The sequence below is a fragment of the Brachybacterium netajii (SeqCode) genome, assembly GCF_054114245.1.
Map to the genome: position 1 here is coordinate 16,193 of NZ_JBSYXB010000005.1, position 15,140 is coordinate 31,332.

General features: G+C 66.9%; 13 protein-coding genes. 9 read left to right on the forward strand and 4 right to left on the reverse strand.

What is annotated here, in order from left to right; all coding sequences use genetic code 11:
* Positions 1–13: 13 nt before the first annotated feature.
* The 3 genes from ACXET9_RS10865 to ACXET9_RS10875 form a co-directional block, all read right to left on the reverse strand.
* On the reverse strand, positions 14–928 hold the full coding sequence (locus ACXET9_RS10865; RefSeq protein WP_457886609.1) for a capsular polysaccharide synthesis protein: 915 nt from the start codon (positions 926–928) through the stop codon (positions 14–16).
* Positions 925–1,776 carry a glycosyltransferase gene (locus tag ACXET9_RS10870; RefSeq protein WP_457886610.1) on the reverse strand — a complete coding sequence of 284 codons (852 nt, stop codon included), beginning with the start codon at positions 1,774–1,776 and terminating at the stop codon, positions 925–927. The genes ACXET9_RS10865 and ACXET9_RS10870 overlap by 4 nt, the downstream gene beginning before the upstream one ends.
* A gap of 137 nt (positions 1,777–1,913) precedes the next feature.
* Positions 1,914–3,257: a glycosyltransferase gene (locus tag ACXET9_RS10875; protein WP_457886611.1), complete on the reverse strand. Its 1,344-nt coding sequence runs from the start codon at positions 3,255–3,257 to the stop codon at positions 1,914–1,916.
* Between the two features lie 213 nt (positions 3,258–3,470).
* Between ACXET9_RS10875 and ACXET9_RS10880 the strand changes: the two genes are divergently transcribed.
* The 6 genes from ACXET9_RS10880 (at position 3,471) to ACXET9_RS10905 (ending at position 11,415) form a co-directional block, all read left to right on the forward strand.
* The gene (locus tag ACXET9_RS10880) at positions 3,471–5,300 is read left to right on the forward strand and encodes an ABC transporter ATP-binding protein (protein ID WP_457886612.1); all 1,830 of its coding nucleotides are present in this window, start codon (positions 3,471–3,473) and stop codon (positions 5,298–5,300) included.
* 76 nt (positions 5,301–5,376) lie between these two features.
* Positions 5,377–6,429: a glycosyltransferase family 2 protein gene (locus ACXET9_RS10885; protein ID WP_457886613.1), complete on the forward strand. Its 1,053-nt coding sequence runs from the start codon at positions 5,377–5,379 to the stop codon at positions 6,427–6,429.
* Between the two features lie 83 nt (positions 6,430–6,512).
* The gene (locus ACXET9_RS10890) at positions 6,513–7,418 is read left to right on the forward strand and encodes a polysaccharide pyruvyl transferase family protein (protein WP_457886614.1); all 906 of its coding nucleotides are present in this window, start codon (positions 6,513–6,515) and stop codon (positions 7,416–7,418) included.
* Positions 7,419–8,078: 660 nt separating this feature from the next.
* Complete coding sequence (locus ACXET9_RS10895; protein ID WP_457886615.1) at positions 8,079–9,578, forward strand: sugar transferase; 1,500 nt, start codon at positions 8,079–8,081, stop codon at positions 9,576–9,578.
* A 92-nt stretch (positions 9,579–9,670) separates the two neighbouring features.
* Positions 9,671–10,774 carry an acyltransferase family protein gene (locus ACXET9_RS10900; RefSeq protein WP_457886616.1) on the forward strand — a complete coding sequence of 368 codons (1,104 nt, stop codon included), beginning with the start codon at positions 9,671–9,673 and terminating at the stop codon, positions 10,772–10,774.
* Entirely contained in the window at positions 10,771–11,415 is a 645-nt protein-coding gene (locus ACXET9_RS10905) for a VanZ family protein (RefSeq protein WP_457886617.1), read from the forward strand. Before ACXET9_RS10900 ends, ACXET9_RS10905 begins: the two co-directional genes overlap by 4 nt.
* On the opposite strand, the gene ACXET9_RS10910 is transcribed toward ACXET9_RS10905, so the two are convergent.
* Positions 11,300–12,148: a nucleotidyltransferase family protein gene (locus ACXET9_RS10910; RefSeq protein ID WP_457886618.1), complete on the reverse strand. Its 849-nt coding sequence runs from the start codon at positions 12,146–12,148 to the stop codon at positions 11,300–11,302. The two genes, ACXET9_RS10905 and ACXET9_RS10910, sit on opposite strands and share 116 nt — an antisense overlap.
* 79 nt (positions 12,149–12,227) lie before the next feature.
* Here ACXET9_RS10910 and manA point away from each other — a divergent pair, with 79 nt between their 5' ends.
* From manA to ACXET9_RS10925, 3 genes are all read left to right on the forward strand, one after another.
* Positions 12,228–13,430 (forward strand): mannose-6-phosphate isomerase, class I, encoded by a 1,203-nt coding sequence (gene manA / locus ACXET9_RS10915; RefSeq protein WP_457886619.1) that lies wholly within the window; start codon positions 12,228–12,230, stop codon positions 13,428–13,430.
* A 77-nt stretch (positions 13,431–13,507) separates the two neighbouring features.
* Positions 13,508–13,852, forward strand: a complete 345-nt coding sequence (locus ACXET9_RS10920) for a PqqD family peptide modification chaperone (RefSeq protein WP_457886620.1) — start codon at positions 13,508–13,510, stop codon at positions 13,850–13,852.
* A complete protein-coding gene (locus tag ACXET9_RS10925) occupies positions 13,849–15,135 on the forward strand; it encodes a hypothetical protein (protein ID WP_457886621.1) in 1,287 nt (428 codons plus the stop codon). Before ACXET9_RS10920 ends, ACXET9_RS10925 begins: the two co-directional genes overlap by 4 nt.
* Positions 15,136–15,140 lie beyond the last annotated feature (5 nt).

Here is a 15,140-nt window from a genome sequence, read left to right on the forward strand (position 1 = left end):
ATGAGGTCCAGGATCAGCGGTAGTCGATGAGATCGGGGAGGAGATCCTCCCGGACGGCGACGCGGTGATGATGCTTGAGCGCAAGCGGGTGAGTGACCTTCGCGAGCAGATCGTTCCAGCTCACAGGGTAGGAGAGGACCTCATTGCGGATGCCGCCCGGGTTCTGTGCGAGGAGGGGCTGGAGGTAGTCGAGCCGACGCTCGACCTCGGCCAGCCACTCCCGGGTGAAGGTGGAGTCCGGGCGCATGATGAGCGCCCCGCCGCCGGGGACGATGCGGTAGTAGCGCTTCAGATCCTTGCCGAGGGCGCGGGGGAGCTGAGCGACCCACTGCGTCGAGCGCTCGGGGTAGCCGAGGACCCACAGGTCCTGGTCCTCGAGCTGGTCGAAGGCTGGTCCCCAGTGATGGAACGATGCCTTGACGTCGCTGTATCCGCCACCGTGGTGGTGCAGGAGGTAAGCGCGGAGATAGTCCGACCGATGGACGAGCGAGAGGTTCTCGTACGCGGGATGCAAGGGAGCACCCGGCACGATCCACGAGCTGAGCGTGTCGGGCGTGACCAGGACGACCTCGATGCCCGTCTGCATGGACCGGAGTGCGTCGAGGCCCCGCTCTCGTGCCTCAGGCATCGGGGAGTCACCCGTCCAGATCGTGAAGATCCTGCGGGTCAGGACGCCCCCTTCGGACGGTTCGGAGTCCCAGTTCACGAAGGAGCGTCGGTACATTCCGGGGGTGTAGGCGTAGGGCCGCCTCTTCTCCATGTCGCGCCATAGGCTGCTCGTCGCTCTGACCTGGACGACATCGGCGGTGCGCAGGGAGCGCTTGCGGAGGACGAATCCCCAGTGCTTGACGGTTCGGGCGGTGTCCAGAAGACCCTCGACAAGGCCCGAACCTCCGACCGCGGTGTTGTCCTGCCGGACTCGGCTCATCTCGGCCCCCAGACTCGGAAGTGAAGATCTCCCTGCCAGCGGCCGATGGTCCAACCGATCATCCGAGCGGCATCGAGCTTCCTCTCAGGCGGTCCTGAGAGGAACTCGGGGAGAGCGCGAAGGAGATTGCGGGCAGCACGGACCTCTCCTCGCAGGGTCCCGCCGGTGATCCCGCGCTCTCGGTGCTTCGCCCACAGCTGGATATAGGTGAAGCCGTATCGCTTGAACTGGCGGAATGCCCCCCGGGAGGTGGGCCGCTCGACGCGGTCCAGGAGCGCCGACTTGACCAGGATGACCTTGAAGCCCTCATGCTGAGCGCGCCAGCAGAAGTCCACCTCGTCGTGGCCCCCCACGAAGGCCTCATCGAAGCCTCCTGTCGCGTCGAAGACTTCCCGGCGGAGCAGCATGAACCCACCCGGCACATAGGGCAGGTAGCGCTGCGGCGTCTCGATCTCATAGGTGTCGGGGTCATGGGAGCTGAGCATGCCTCCCGCGATGCCGATCTCCGAGTCCGCGGAGATGGCGGCGTACAGCTCGCGCATCGCACCAGGACGCACAGCATCGTCGGCGTCCACCAGCATGACGAGATCCGCCGCGGCAGCGGCGATGCCCGCGTTGCGCGCGCAGTTGACGCCTTGTCGATCGAACGCGGGGACCACGCGGATATCCAAGCGATCGCTGAATGACTGTGCGATGTCAGCGGTTCTGTCTGTGGATCGGTTGTTCGCGATGACAACCTCGAAGCGCGGTGCACCCTCCTGCGCGATGAGAGCGTCGAGCTGGATGCCGAGGGTGGCTGCCGCGTTGTACGCGGGTATGACGACACTGACCGTAGGAGTCTCAGTCACTCTTCATCTCTTCTCGGACGTTGGTATGCAGGACCGATTTGGATCGCGCCGCGAAGGCCTGTCATCGAATATCTCATTGTGATGAATTCCGGTGCGGCGAGATTGCTCCCGATGGGCTCGTGGTCGAGCCAGCGAGGTCAAGCATTGGGCGACGTCCTCCAACGCGGCCTGCGCAGTGCTCGGGAGACGGGGTTGTCGGGAGGACGCGGTCCACGCCCTTGGTTGGTCGTGTTGTCGATCGCCGCCTGGTAGGTCGCTGCGAAGGCCGCGACGCCGTAGATCACCCGGGCGCGTTGAGCGCGCTCGAGGTTGAGGCCAGCAGCGGTGTCTGCTCCTAGGGCCGCGATCGCCTCTGCGGCCAACTCGGCATCATTGTCGGAGATGGCCGTGATCAGGTCCGGTGAGATGCCTTCAGCACCGACACTCGTCGTGATGGACGGTATCCCGCGCAGGACGGGCTCGATGACCTTGAACTTGACCCCTGCGCCCCTGTCGAGAGGAGAGACGGCGACGTCGATCCTCGCGTAGGCGTCCTCGAGATCTTCGATGAACCCCGTGAGCTCGACTCCGGGAATCGCCGAGAGCTGTCTCCGCAGGTCGTCCTCCAGGCCGCCGCCGACGATGAGGAGGCGTGCATCCGGGACTGCTGAGAGCACCTTCGGCCAGATCCGGGTCGCCAGGCGCACGGCTGCATCGCGGTTCTCGGGCCTGCGGAGGTAGGACACGAAGCCCACGGTGGGAGGACCCCCGACGCTCGCGACCAAAGGAGTCGTCTCATCCGCGAGAGGCGGGCTCACGACGGCGACGTGCGCATGCGGAGCCGAATCACGGAGAAGGCGTTCGTCCTTCTCTGAGAGGACGAAGGCAACATCGACATTGTTGCCGATGTATCGCTCGATCCGCTGCATCCGCTCGATGGCTCGCCGGCGGGCTCGGTCCGCAGTCTTGAGAGGCAGAGCGTGAGGAGTTGGTGCCGATCGCGCGATCCGTTGACTGTTGATGTCGTGGAACATGCAGGTGACGGTGGCTGTCGGAGCCATCCTTCGAACGATACTGGTCAATTGTCCATATTCTTCCCATTGAAGATCGACGACGTCCGCCTCGTGCAACAGCTGTCGAGCATCATCATCCATCAGGACGTCGACGAGGAGGGGGAGGGAGGGCAGGGAGGATGTCCAGCGAGTCAGCAGCGGTAGTGCACGGTGCATGACGGTCAGCAGGAGTCTGCGGATCCCTTCTCGGTCGCGCGGACGCCCCATCAGGCGTGTGGCCACGAGGGCCGCGCTCCGCTCGACCTCGGTGACGTTCGAGGTGAGGTGAGGTGAGAGGACGACGACCTCGGCTCCCGCGGCAACATGCGACGTCACGATCCGGGACAGCAGGAGGCCCCCGGCGGTGTTCGGTATCCGCACCGCTGGCACGGGACTGATCACCACGACACGACGGGGAGGTGGGGAGCCCGCCCTCAGATTGCTCACCATCCAGCTCCTCTGTTCGGCAGCGCAACCGGCAACACCCCGAGTATATGGAGAGAAGGGCGGCGAGGCGGTGAACGGTGAGCTGCTTGCGGGAACTTGCGATCTCAGAATGTGACCTATCGGTCTGTTCCAGGGGCGACCGGCTCCGTAGACTCAGCTCGAGTGCCGATGGGAGTCCCCTCGGAAGCAGAGGTCAGTCGGACGAGAGGGATGAGAATGCCGAAGAGTCTGCGCGCGCCGCGAGCGCTTCTGGACTACCGATTGCTTCGGAAGGTGATGACTCTCGTCCCATGGCCGATGCGCACAAGGCTGATCGTACTGCTCGCCTTCACTCTGATCGTGTCGCTTCTGGATATGGTGGCTGTCGCGGCGGTCCTCCCTCTGGTCCAGCTGCTCATGGCAGATGAGTTGCCGGCGGTCGTCCAGGACTACGTCATCCCCGTCGTCGGCATCGAAGATCGCCAGACCCTTCTCGTGCTGATAGCAGTTCTGATCTGTGTGGCGTTCCTGGCCAAGAACATCGCCCTCATCTTGATAAGATGGTTCAGTCTGGGCATCACGGCCAAGGCCTCCGCGGCTGCGCAGGCTGAGCTCCTCAAGCGATACCTGAGCGCACCCTTTGCCTCTCATCGTCGGCGCTCCAGGGCAGGGATCCTGCAGGCGGTGACGGCGGCGGTTCCTGGGTCGTTCGGCGCGGTGCTCCTCGGCTACATCAGTGCGATCACCGATGGCATTCTGATAGGAGCCCTGCTTGCGGTGCTCCTCGTCCTCGCTCCTCAAGCATCGTTGCTCGCGGCGCTGTTCTTCGGCGGCACGGCTCTGCTCCTCGCCAGGGTGATCAAGCCGCACGCCCTTTCGCTGGGACTCCAGTCCCTTGATATCGGGCAGGCCTCGTGGAGGCAGTTGAATCCTGCTATCGAAGGATTCCGCGAGACCCGCATTTTCCAGCGCGAGGCCCTCTTCTTGGAGCAGTATCGGGAGAATCGTCAGAGGAGCGCGCGCGTGTCGCGCCTTCAAGGGATGTTCGGTGAGCTTCCCAAGTATATCCTTGAAACGGCGATGATCATCGGTATGGCGGTCGTGGCTGCCATCCTGCTCGCGACCTATGAGAGCAGCACGGCGATCGGCCTCCTTGTGGTCTTCGCGGCCGCCGCCATGCGCATCATCCCGGCGTTGAATCGCCTGGTTGCGACGACGTCCGGGATCCGCACCGGCGAAGCCAATCTAGAGTTCGTGGCGGAGCAGATCGATGTGCTCGGTCGTGACGAGACTGTCGACATTGATACCCATGGACCGCTCGACGCCGTACCCGATGGAGACATCGTGGTCTCCGATCTGAGCTACAGATATCCGGATGCGAGCGGCGACGTGCTGAGCGGAGTCAGCGTCTCCATCGAGCGGGGGAGCGTTGTTGCTCTGGTCGGATCGTCAGGTGCCGGGAAGACGACCTTCGCGGACCTCCTGACGGGTCTGCTGACTCCCACCTCGGGGAGCATCGAGGCCGGTGGGATGAACATCGCCCAGGAGTCCAGGCGTTGGATGCAGGAGCTGGCGGTCGTGTCCCAGAGGGTCTACCTCTGGGAGGCGCCCGTGCGAGATCTCATCACGTTCGGCCAGAGCCCCGAACTCGTCGATGAAGGCCTCCTCGCCGAGGTTCTGATGAAGGCTCGGCTGGAGGGTCTGATTGCGGAGCTTCCGCGAGGGCTGGACACCCTCATCGGCGACAATGGCGCACGCCTGTCTGGCGGGCAGATACAGAGGATCGGCATCGCGCGCGCGCTGTACTCAGAGCCGAGAGTCCTGATTCTGGATGAGGCGACGAGTGCACTCGACAATGAGACAGAGCATGAGATCACGCAGACGATTGAGCGCCTCCACGGCGATGTCACCGTCGTCGTGATCGCGCATCGACTCTCCACGGTCAAGGATGCGGACGAGATCCTGTTCTTCTCCGCCGGGGAGCTCCGGGACAGGGGCACGATGGGAGAACTTCGCTCCCGCCAGCCGGAGTTCGCACGGCTCGTGGAGTTGGGCTCCCTCGCCTAACGCTGTGAGGGCGAACAGTCACCGGCCGTCTGCCCCGAGGACACACCATAATTCAGTCGATGTCGGAGAACGCTCTATGAAGACTGTCGCGCACCCTGGGGATGCGGGTTCGCCAACCGTGACTATCGCCATCCGATCCTTCAACGGCGAGGCGTATATCGAACAAGCGCTGGACAGTGCCTGTGCTCAGACCTATGGATGCGTCAAGATCATGGTCGTCGACGATGGATCGACGGACGACACAGCCCAGATCGTGCGACGGTCTCCCGATCGGCGGATTCGACTCGTGGAGCACAAGAGGAATCTGGGCAGGACGGCGGCGATCAAGACTGCGATCGCAGAAGTCGATACACCCTGGTTGGCATTTCTTGATTCCGATGATATCGCCCGCCCGGAGTGGATCGAGCGTCTGATCGAGATCGCTGATCGGGACTCTTCATTGGTCGGGATCGGGTGCCAGCTCGAGCAGATCGATGAGCACGGCATCTCCAAGGGTGTCGTGAGCGCCTTCCCTGCCGATCATCCGCAAATCCTGAACGGCCTGCTCATGGCTCCGTCGGTCACGTTCGGCGGAGCGATGTGGTCCTCCGCCGCATTGCGGGCCATCGATTTCAATCCCTCGTTCGATGTCGCGGAGGACTACCTTCTGCTCACTCTGCTGGCACTGGACGGAGGGAAGTTCGAAAACTCTGAACTCCCACTCATGCTCTACCGGCAGCACGACCGCCAGTCGAAGATCATCGAGTCGGAGGAAACCATCCGTGCTCACATGGCGGTCGTCGAGAGCTTTGTGCTCACGCTGTGGCCCGCCATCGATCCTGCGCGCCTGCTGGACATCACGGAGTGGGTGTCGTGGCATCGGGCAGGTCGCGGTCCGCGGGCTGTCAAGAACCGGGATGCCATGACTCGGTCGCTTCGCGTGACGCGCTGGATCGACGAGCATCCGCCGGCAGTGCTGCCGAAGAGGACGTTCTCGAGCTACAGGAAGCGCGCGCTGCATCAGGAGCTTGTCGCATGGGGGGGAGTCTCGTCGTTCGGCGAGGTCTGGAAGGCTCGGCGGGAGATCTCCAACCGAGCCTTCCTACGCAGTGCCGTCCGATCGGTCGCCCACTCCGTGCGGAGCGAATAGTCCATCCCCACCTCGTCTCTGCAGACATGACTCAATGGGCGAGCGCGCGGTCAGTCGCGGTGCACAGCCTGGATCGGAACGGTATGAAGGAACTCAACGACTACAACTCCCGTCTTCGACGCAGGTTGCGTACCGTGCGTCGTCTCGTTGGTTACCAGGTGACGCCTCAGCTCTACCCGCGGTGCGTGGCGCCGCGAACGTGGTGGTGGAGCAGGGAGTCAAATTTCGGGGACGCGCTGACCCCGTTCATCCTCCCGAAGTACGGGGTAGCGCCCATCCTGAAGCCTGAGGAGACGGCGGAGCTGTTCGCCGTCGGATCCATCCTCTCCGAGATTCCTGAGGAGTATGAAGGGGTGATCTGGGGGACCGGATCGTTCGGCGACGAGACGGACCTGCCGACGGACGCGAAGATCCTTGCCGTCAGGGGGCGGTTGACCTGGAGAAACCTTGGTGAGCCCGAGGTGCTGTCCTTCGGGGACCCTGGCCTGCTGATGCGGAATTTGGTGAAGCCTTCGGCGAAGAAGTGGGAGGTCGGTCTGATCCCCCATGTCTCCCATCGAGGTCTGCCGGTGATCCAGAAGCTTGCGGCGCTCGATGGGGTGAAGTTCATCGATGTCGCGCGATCGCCGCGCCGCGTCGCCAGAGACATCTCGAGCTGCGAGCACATCGTGACGACGTCGCTCCACGGACTGATCCTTGCAGACTCGTATCGCATCCCCGCCGCCTGGGCGATGCAGGAGCCGGTGATCCTCGGGGCGGAGTTCAAGTTCCTGGATCACGAGAGCGTGGTGCTCCCCGAGGAGGACCGGTGGATCGAACTCTCCGGCAACGAGACTTTGAAGGATCTGATTGCCAGGACGGTCCTGTCTGATGCGGACGCAGTACAGGCCTGCATCGATGGGCTGGAGTCCTCGATCAGCCAGTTGAAGCGAGATCTTGGTGGTTCGGTCAGCCCATGGGCACTGTGGGGGATGCAGCTGAAGGTCTGACCCGGAGCACAGTGCCATGCCGCCTCAGGCGGACTCAGAGGAGCCTCGATGCCCATAGGCATCGAGGCTCCTCCCCTGATCTGCGGTGCACGTACCTCGCATGTGTGCGGAGTGGTGGTGCGCCGTCATGACGCAGTGCATAGCATCCCGGCACTCGAGCGGAACCGGACCGACGCTGTAGACGCTCGGGCTGTGGGCGCTGGCGGGCGGAAGGTGCACCACTTCCGCAGAATGCAAGAGGTTGACGGGCGAGAGGGTGTTCGGAACCGTTCGGGACGACGCGTCGGCGACCCATGCTGACGGAACGCGATTCCCCTACGCGCTTGAATGCGCTTTCTTTTGCAACTGGCTGCAAGAGCTGGTGTGACCGGCCGTGGCTGGGCGGGCTTGAGGGGTTCCAGTTGGTGACGATTGGGTAACCTGCTGGTGGGGGGCATGTAGCGGGTGTGCCGAAGCTCATGTGGCGCGTAAATCTGCACGTCGTGACCCGTTTTTTGGCCACGGGGCGAGTCAGTTCCTGTTGCAAGAACTGCAAACCTGCAGGGTGGGAAGAAGGGCCCTTCCCAAATCGCTCCCGAGCCCTAAGATAGCGGTGTGCGCCAATGAATCCGTCGCACGTTTGCGTTGTCTTTCATGCCCATCCTCAGCCCCCGGGGGATCATGTCGTCTCTGCAGCAGCCCTACGGCCTCGAGTCGTCGGCGATCAAACCCACCGTGCCGGTGCGCACCTTCTCGCCCGGCGACGCCCGCATCCTCAGCAAGCTGTCCGTCGGAGCCCTCCTCCTCGCCGACGTGATCGCGCTGTGCATCGCCATGGGCATCGCCTATGCGGCGCGTCAGTCGATCCTCGGCACGGCGGGCGATCTCTCGCAGAACGTCCTCGACGCGGCGGTCGTCATCGCCGCCGGCTGGCTCCTCGCGATCATCCTGTTCGGGGGGTACGACGTCCGGCTCGTGCCGGCGGGCACCGAACTCTTCAGCAACGTGCTGCACGCGTCCCTCGCGGCGGCGGGCATCGTCGGCTCCGTCGTCTATCTGCTGCAGATCGAGCTCTCGCGCGGCTTCTTCGTCGTCTTCTTCCTGCTCGGACCCGTGCTGCTGCTGGTGGACCGTGTGATCCTGCGTCGGGTGCTGAACGGTCTGCGCGCGCGGGGCCGGTTCCGTCGCACCGTGATCGCCGTCGGCCCGCTCGGCCACGTGGACGGCGTCGCGCGCACCATCCACCGCGAGCGCTGGCTCGGCTACGACATCGTCGGCGCCATCACCCCCGGCGGGTCCGACGGCGGGCGCTCCGCTCTCGACATCCCCGTCCTCGGGAACGAGGACGACCTGCTGCGCGTCGCCGAGCACGAGCGTCCCGGGATCCTGCTGTTCACCTCGGGCGCGACATCGACCTCGGAGGAGTTCCGGCGGATCGCCTGGAAGCTCGAGGACATCGACGTCAGCGTCATCGTCGCCCCTGCGCTCAGCGAGATCTCCTCGAGCCGCGTCCGGATGCGACCGGTCGCCGGCCTCCCGCTCGTGCACATGGACCTGCCCCGCTCGCGCCATTCCTTGAAGTGGACGAAGCGCGCCTTCGACATCATCGTGAGCGCTGTTCTGCTGCTCGTGATCTCCCCGGTCCTCGCCGCGATCGCGCTGATCGTCCGCGGGTACGACCGCGGCCAGGTGATCTTCCGCCAGTCGCGCATCGGCCGCGACGGCACACCCTTCGAGTTCCTGAAGTTCCGGTCAATGGTCACCGACGCCGAGGCGATCCGCGTCGAGATGGTCGAGCGCGCCGAGCAGGACCGCGGCAACGACGTCATGTTCAAGATGCGCGACGACCCGCGCATCACCCGCCCCGGGAAGCTCCTGCGCCGCTACTCGCTCGATGAGCTGCCGCAGCTGTGGAACGTGCTGCGCGGCGACATGAGCCTCGTCGGCCCGCGCCCCGCCCTCCCGCACGAGGTCGACGCCTACGACGACGACGCCCGCCGACGCCTCGAGGTCCGGCCTGGCATCACCGGCCTCTGGCAGGTCTCCGGGCGCTCGGACCTCTCCTGGGAGGATACGGTCCGCCTCGATCTCTACTACGTCGACAACTGGTCGTTCGTCCAGGACCTGCAGATCCTGATGCGCACGGTCCGCGCCGTGCTGGCATCCTCGGGCGCCTATTGATCATTCGGCGCGGATCGGGTCTCCTGTGAGAGGCCTATTCCTTCCGGTCTCCCGGGCCCGATGATCATGTGCGAACGAGAGGTGCCTACGAGGTGACTGCGAATGTCCAGGCTCGTCGCGGCGAGCAGACCGAGAGCTCTCCGAGGTCAGGGCGCACGCTCGGTGAAGGGCTCGGCTCGGAGGACAATGCGATCAATGCGATCCGTCTTGTCCTCGCGATCCTCGTGCTCGTATCGCATACCGGGGCCATCAGCGGGATCTTACCGAGGCTTCCCATCGCAGGGCTCGGCGGATGGGCCGTCGACGGCTTCTTCCTGATCTCCGGCTTTTTCATCGCCGGCAGCGGCATGCGATCATCGTGGTTCTCCTTCGGCGTGCGGCGCCTCGCTCGCATCTATCCCGGATACTGGGTGCAGCTCCTGGCTGTGGGCCTGGTCTTCGCTCCGCTCGCCGTGCTCCTCGGGAGCGGACGATGGAGCATCTCCGCCGCCGCGGACTACATTGCCACGAATGCGTCGACCTTCGAGCTGGTCTGGATGACGGAAGGGGCCGAGCTTCCTCATGACGACGCATGGAACGGGTCGATGTGGACGCTGTCCTACGAGCTGACCGCCTACCTGATGTGCGGTCTCCTCGTCGCCGTCCCGTGGGTGAGGAAGCGCTTCGCGATCGTCGCCGCGGTCGGTCTCGTCGGGACGACGCTGTTCCTCCTGACGGCCGAACCGTTCCTGGACGTCACGACGAATCACTACCTCCGTCTCGCCCGCCTCGGCTCCTACTTCTGCGTCGGCATGCTGGCGTATGCGCTGCGGGACAGGCTGCGATTCGGCCCCTGGCTGGTGGCCCTCGCGGGCGCCGTCGTCACGGTCCTCTACCTGACGCCCGGTGGCGAGCACGTCGCCCAGGTCCCGCTGATGGTCCTCCTGCTCGGCCTCGGCATCCTCCTGCCCACCCGCCTCGGGAGCCGCAACGACCTCTCCTACGGCTACTACCTCTACGCCTTCCCCATCCAGCAGATCGTCGCGATCTCGCTCGGCGACCGCGGGAACTGGTGGGCCCACATGCTGATCGCAGCGGCCCTCACGGCCGGCGCCGCGGCCTTCTCCTGGTTCCTCGTGGAGAGGCCGGCGATCCGCGGAGCGCGGAGGTTCGTGGCCTGGGCGAGAGGGCGATGGTGGCTTCCGATCCCGGCATGATGATGAGCGCGGCGAGCCGCCCGGCGGGCACGGACAGGGCGGGCACGCGCCGCGCGGGCAACCTGCCCCTCGGTGTGCGGCTGGCCGCGGTCGCGCTCCTCGCCCTCTACCCCCTCGGCGCCGGCACCCTGCTCCTGACCTCCGACGGCTGGGGCGTGAACCGGCTGAACGTGCGGATCTGGTTCGCCGTGACGGGTGCGCTCGGGGTGCGGGGGCACGTGACGCCGGAGCAGTTCGCGACCATCGCGAACGTCCTGCTGTTCATCCCCTTCTTCGCGGCCCTCGCCGTGCTCCTGCCGCGCTGGTGGTGGATCATTCTCGGCGCCGCGATCTCCAGCGCGGTCGAGCTGTACCAGCTGGTCATCGGATCGCGGGACGCCACGTTCGAGGACATCGCCATGAACACGCTCGGCGCGGCGATCGGCACCGGGGCCGGGATCCTGCTGCGCCGGCTCCTCGCGCGCCGAGTCCGCGGGCCATCAGACCTCTCGGACACCTCGGACCCCAGCCTGGGGCCTCCGGGACTCAGCGGGAGGAGCGCAGGGAGCGCACCATCCGACCCCAGCGGGTCCACCACTCCCGACGGATCTCCTGCCGCGTCGGGGCATGCCCCAGACGGAGGCCCAGATGATCGCGGTTGACCCGCAGGGAGTCGCCGAGGATCGACAGCAGCTGACGAGGCGATCGAGCATCCTGAAGACGCGCCCGCCATACGGCGGTCGGGTTCGCGCCCGCGTGCACCGCACGCCACAGGTGCTCGCCCGGCAGTCCGACGGCGCGCTCCTCGCGCCCGGTGGCGAGGGCCAGCGGGACCGTCGCCCCGAGCTCCGCGGCCACGGCGTCGATGCGCTCGCGCTCGGCGTCGTCGACCTCGGTCCAGGACACGCGCACGTCATGCGCGCGCCGGCCCATGGAGTCGCGGGCGGCATGGACGAGCAGCACCAGGCGCTGGATCGTGAGCGGGGGGACCGCGCAGCCGATGCCGCCGAGGTCGACCGTCTCGCGCTCGGCCCACAGGCGCTCGAAGGTGCGACGAGGATCCTCGTCGAGACCGGGGAAGGAGCGGTGGACATCCACCGTCCCCCACAGCTGATGGTGGAACGTCGCCGCATGCCCGAAGACGCTGCCGTGCTCGAAGGTCGTCACGTTCTGCCAATGGCTCCGCTCGAGGACGACGGCGAGCTCGGTGATGCGATCGGGATCCACGAGGACATCGCAGTCCGTCGAGGGGCGGCGTCCAGCGGAGAGAAGCGGATGCAGGGACTCGCCTTTGAGATGCACCTGGCGAACTCCCGCATCTCGGGCAAGATGTTCGAGGCAGCCGTGCGCAAGTCGAAGGCGCGCCTGCGCGGGAACCTGCACGAGTGCGCTCATGCGGCAGAGTCTAAGCGGATGCCCGTTCGGGCTCCGATGCCGACCACCGGTGTTACGGATACGCGAAGGGGAGTTTTCCATGTGGGAGCTTGAAGGGCGCATCCAGAATTACGCGTGGGGGTCTCCCAGCGCGATTCCTGCATTCCTCGGACGTCCGGAGGACGGGCGACCCTGGGCGGAGGTCTGGTTCGGCTCGCATCCGGTCGCACCGTCGACCCTCGCCGACGGGCGGTCCCTGGAGCGGGCGATCGCTGAGGACCCGCGGCGGATGCTCGGCGAGGGCGTCATCCGCTCCTTCGGGGACCGCCTGCCCTACCTGCTCAAGGTCATCGCCCCCGCGAAGCCCCTCTCGCTGCAGGTCCATCCGACGCGGGATCACGCGGCCGAGTCCTTCGCCGCCGAGAACGCGGCGGGCCTCGTCCTGGACTCCCCGCGACGCAACTACCGCGACGACAACCACAAGCCCGAGATGCTGGTCGCGCTGACCGAGTTCCGTGCGCTGTGCGGCTTCCGGACCCCGCGCCGTGCGGCGGCGATGCTGCAGGACCTCGGGACCCCGCTCTCGGATCGCCTGCATCGGCTGCTCGTCCAGCACCCGACGGCGCACGGCATGCGGGCGGCGTTCCGCGCCCTCGTGGCCTCGTCGATGCGGCCCGAGCCGGCGGAGGTCGATGCGGTGGTGGAGGCCTGCGCGCGGCGCCTCGCCTCCGGCCGCTCGCCCTCGCCGCGCATCGACAGCACGGTCGCGCTCCTCGCCGAGCATCATCCCGGGGACCCCGGCGTCGTCGCCGCCCTCCTGCTCAACCCGGTCACCCTGCAGCCCGGGGAGGCGATGTTCGTGCCGGCGGGCGCCCTCCACGCGTATCTCCACGGCGTCGGCATCGAGATCATGGCGGCCAGCGACAACGTGCTGCGTGCGGGTCTCACGCCGAAGAAGGTGGATGCTGAGGAGATGCTCCAGTGCGTCAGCGTCACCGCCGCCCCTCCGCTCCGGGTGGCTCCCGAGCACCAGAACGCGACCTCCTCCGCGTACTACGCGCCGGTCGACGACTTCGAGCTGTCCCTGACCGCGGTGGCGGACCCGCCCGGCGCGTTCCGCGGCCGCCATCCGGTGCCGGGCAGCGGGCCCCGCACGGTCCTGGGCCTGGAGGGGGAGCTCCTCCTCGAGTCCGACACCGGTCGGCATGTCCTCCCCGCCGGCCGGGCGCTGTTCGTGCCCGCCTCGGCGGGGGCCCTGCGCGTCGGCGGCTCCGGACGTCTCGTGCAGGCGAGCGTGCCGTGACCGGCGTGACCGGCGGGCCCAGCGGGACAGACCGGACGGGCGGGGTCGGGACGACGACGGATTGGACGACGGAGGAGATGGAGGAGACGGTGGAGGATGTGCGCTATCGGCTCGGTCATGTCGTCGTCGACGGCGACGAGCTCGGATTCTGGGTCGGACGCCTGCCCGACGGGCCGATCATGCGGATGAACGGCTCCGGGGCGATGATTCTCGAGGTGCTCCTGGACAGCCAGGACGCCGAGCACGGGAAGGGGATGAGCGCCATGGAGGTGGCCTCCCGGCTGCGGGACGACGTGGACGGTCTTCCGGACGGCATCGAGGTCGAGGTCGACGAGTTCCTGATCAGCCTCGCCGAGCAGGGTGTCCTCGTGCCGGAGCGTCGCCCGTCGGCGGGCCCCGCTCGGGAAGCGGGCGAGCGGTGACGGTCGAGCCCACGAGCGCCCTGCCGGCGACCGGGACGCTGCGCGTGGAGACGGCAGGCGTCCGCGTGCGCCTGGAGTTCGGGCCGGGGCTCGAGGAGATCGCCGCGGAGGTCGGCACGATCTGGGGCCACCTCCTGGTGGAGGACGCCGACGGGCCGGGCGGAGAGGACGACGTGGTCCTGTCCTATGCGGCCCTCGAGGCTGCCCTCGAGGCCTCTCGCGAGGAGACGGCCTCCCCGCCGGCGACCCGACTGGGTGTCGACGAGGGAGCGGGCTACCAGATCTCGGGGGACATCACCCGAGAGGTGATCCGTCGGCTCATCGGGCGCGCGATCCTGCTGCATGCGGGCATCGTCGACCACCCGACGCTCGGCGTGGTGGCCCTCATCGGGCCGTCGGGCGCCGGGAAGTCGACGGCGGTGGCCCACTTGGCGCGGGACGGACGCTATGTGACCGATGAGCTGGCGATCCTCGACCCGGAGGACTACTCCGTCTCCCCCTATCCGAAGCCCGTCTCGCTCCGACGTCCTCCGGAGCGATCGCGGAGGGGCCGCAAGGTCGACCTCGGGCCCGCGGCGATGAGCCTGGAGCCTGCGCTCACCTGCGGGCCTCCGGAGATGCTCGTCCTGCTGGATCGGATCCGGGGCGGTGCCGAGCCAGGGCCGGGACAGGAGTCGGGACAGGAGCAGGAGCAGGACAGCATCGGCGTCGAGCGGGTTCCCCTGCAGTCCGCGCTCCCCGCGCTGATCTCCCAGTCCTCGTCGCTCTCCGAGCTCCCGGACGGGCTCGCGCGGTTGACGGAGCTGGCCGTGCGCACGGGCGGGGTGGTGCGCGTGCGCTATCGCGACTCCGAGCAGCTCGTCGGGCTCCTCAGCCGGTTGCCGGCTCCCGTGCACGAGGAATGGGAGGCGGTCACTCCAGCCTCATCGCCTGCCGGTGCCGGTGCCTCTGCCTCTGCTCCTGCTGCTGTCTCCGCCTCCGCTGCTGCCTCCGCGGCGGTCGTCGAACGCGCCGGTCGCGCGGGTGCGCTGAGCGTCGAGCGGTCCGGTCAGGCCGTGGTCGCCGAGAGCGGGGTCGTCGTGCTGCGCGGGTCCGAGAGCCTCGCGTTCGAGGGGCTCACCGCGGTGGTCTGGGATGAGCTGCAGCTGGTCGGGGAGGCGACGCCGGACGAGCTCGTCGCCCGCGTCGTCGACCGCATGGGCCCGCATCCCCGGGCGAAGGACCTCGTCGCCGAGGCGCTGGACCGGCTGCACGACAGCAAGCTCCTGATCCCCCGCGGATGACCCGC

Coding starts and splice junctions, on each gene's coding strand:
- ACXET9_RS10875 (WP_457886611.1), bottom strand. CDS start 3,257: ATGGTGAGCAATCTGAGGGCGGGCTCCCCACCTCCCCGTCGTGTCGTG.
- ACXET9_RS10895 (WP_457886615.1), top strand. CDS start 8,079: ATGTCGTCTCTGCAGCAGCCCTACGGCCTCGAGTCGTCGGCGATCAAA.
- ACXET9_RS10885 (WP_457886613.1), top strand. CDS start 5,377: ATGAAGACTGTCGCGCACCCTGGGGATGCGGGTTCGCCAACCGTGACT.
- ACXET9_RS10880 (WP_457886612.1), top strand. CDS start 3,471: ATGCCGAAGAGTCTGCGCGCGCCGCGAGCGCTTCTGGACTACCGATTG.
- ACXET9_RS10865 (WP_457886609.1), bottom strand. CDS start 928: ATGAGCCGAGTCCGGCAGGACAACACCGCGGTCGGAGGTTCGGGCCTT.
- manA (WP_457886619.1), top strand. CDS start 12,228: ATGTGGGAGCTTGAAGGGCGCATCCAGAATTACGCGTGGGGGTCTCCC.
- ACXET9_RS10910 (WP_457886618.1), bottom strand. CDS start 12,148: ATGAGCGCACTCGTGCAGGTTCCCGCGCAGGCGCGCCTTCGACTTGCG.
- ACXET9_RS10890 (WP_457886614.1), top strand. CDS start 6,513: ATGAAGGAACTCAACGACTACAACTCCCGTCTTCGACGCAGGTTGCGT.
- ACXET9_RS10920 (WP_457886620.1), top strand. CDS start 13,508: ATGGAGGAGACGGTGGAGGATGTGCGCTATCGGCTCGGTCATGTCGTC.
- ACXET9_RS10905 (WP_457886617.1), top strand. CDS start 10,771: ATGATGATGAGCGCGGCGAGCCGCCCGGCGGGCACGGACAGGGCGGGC.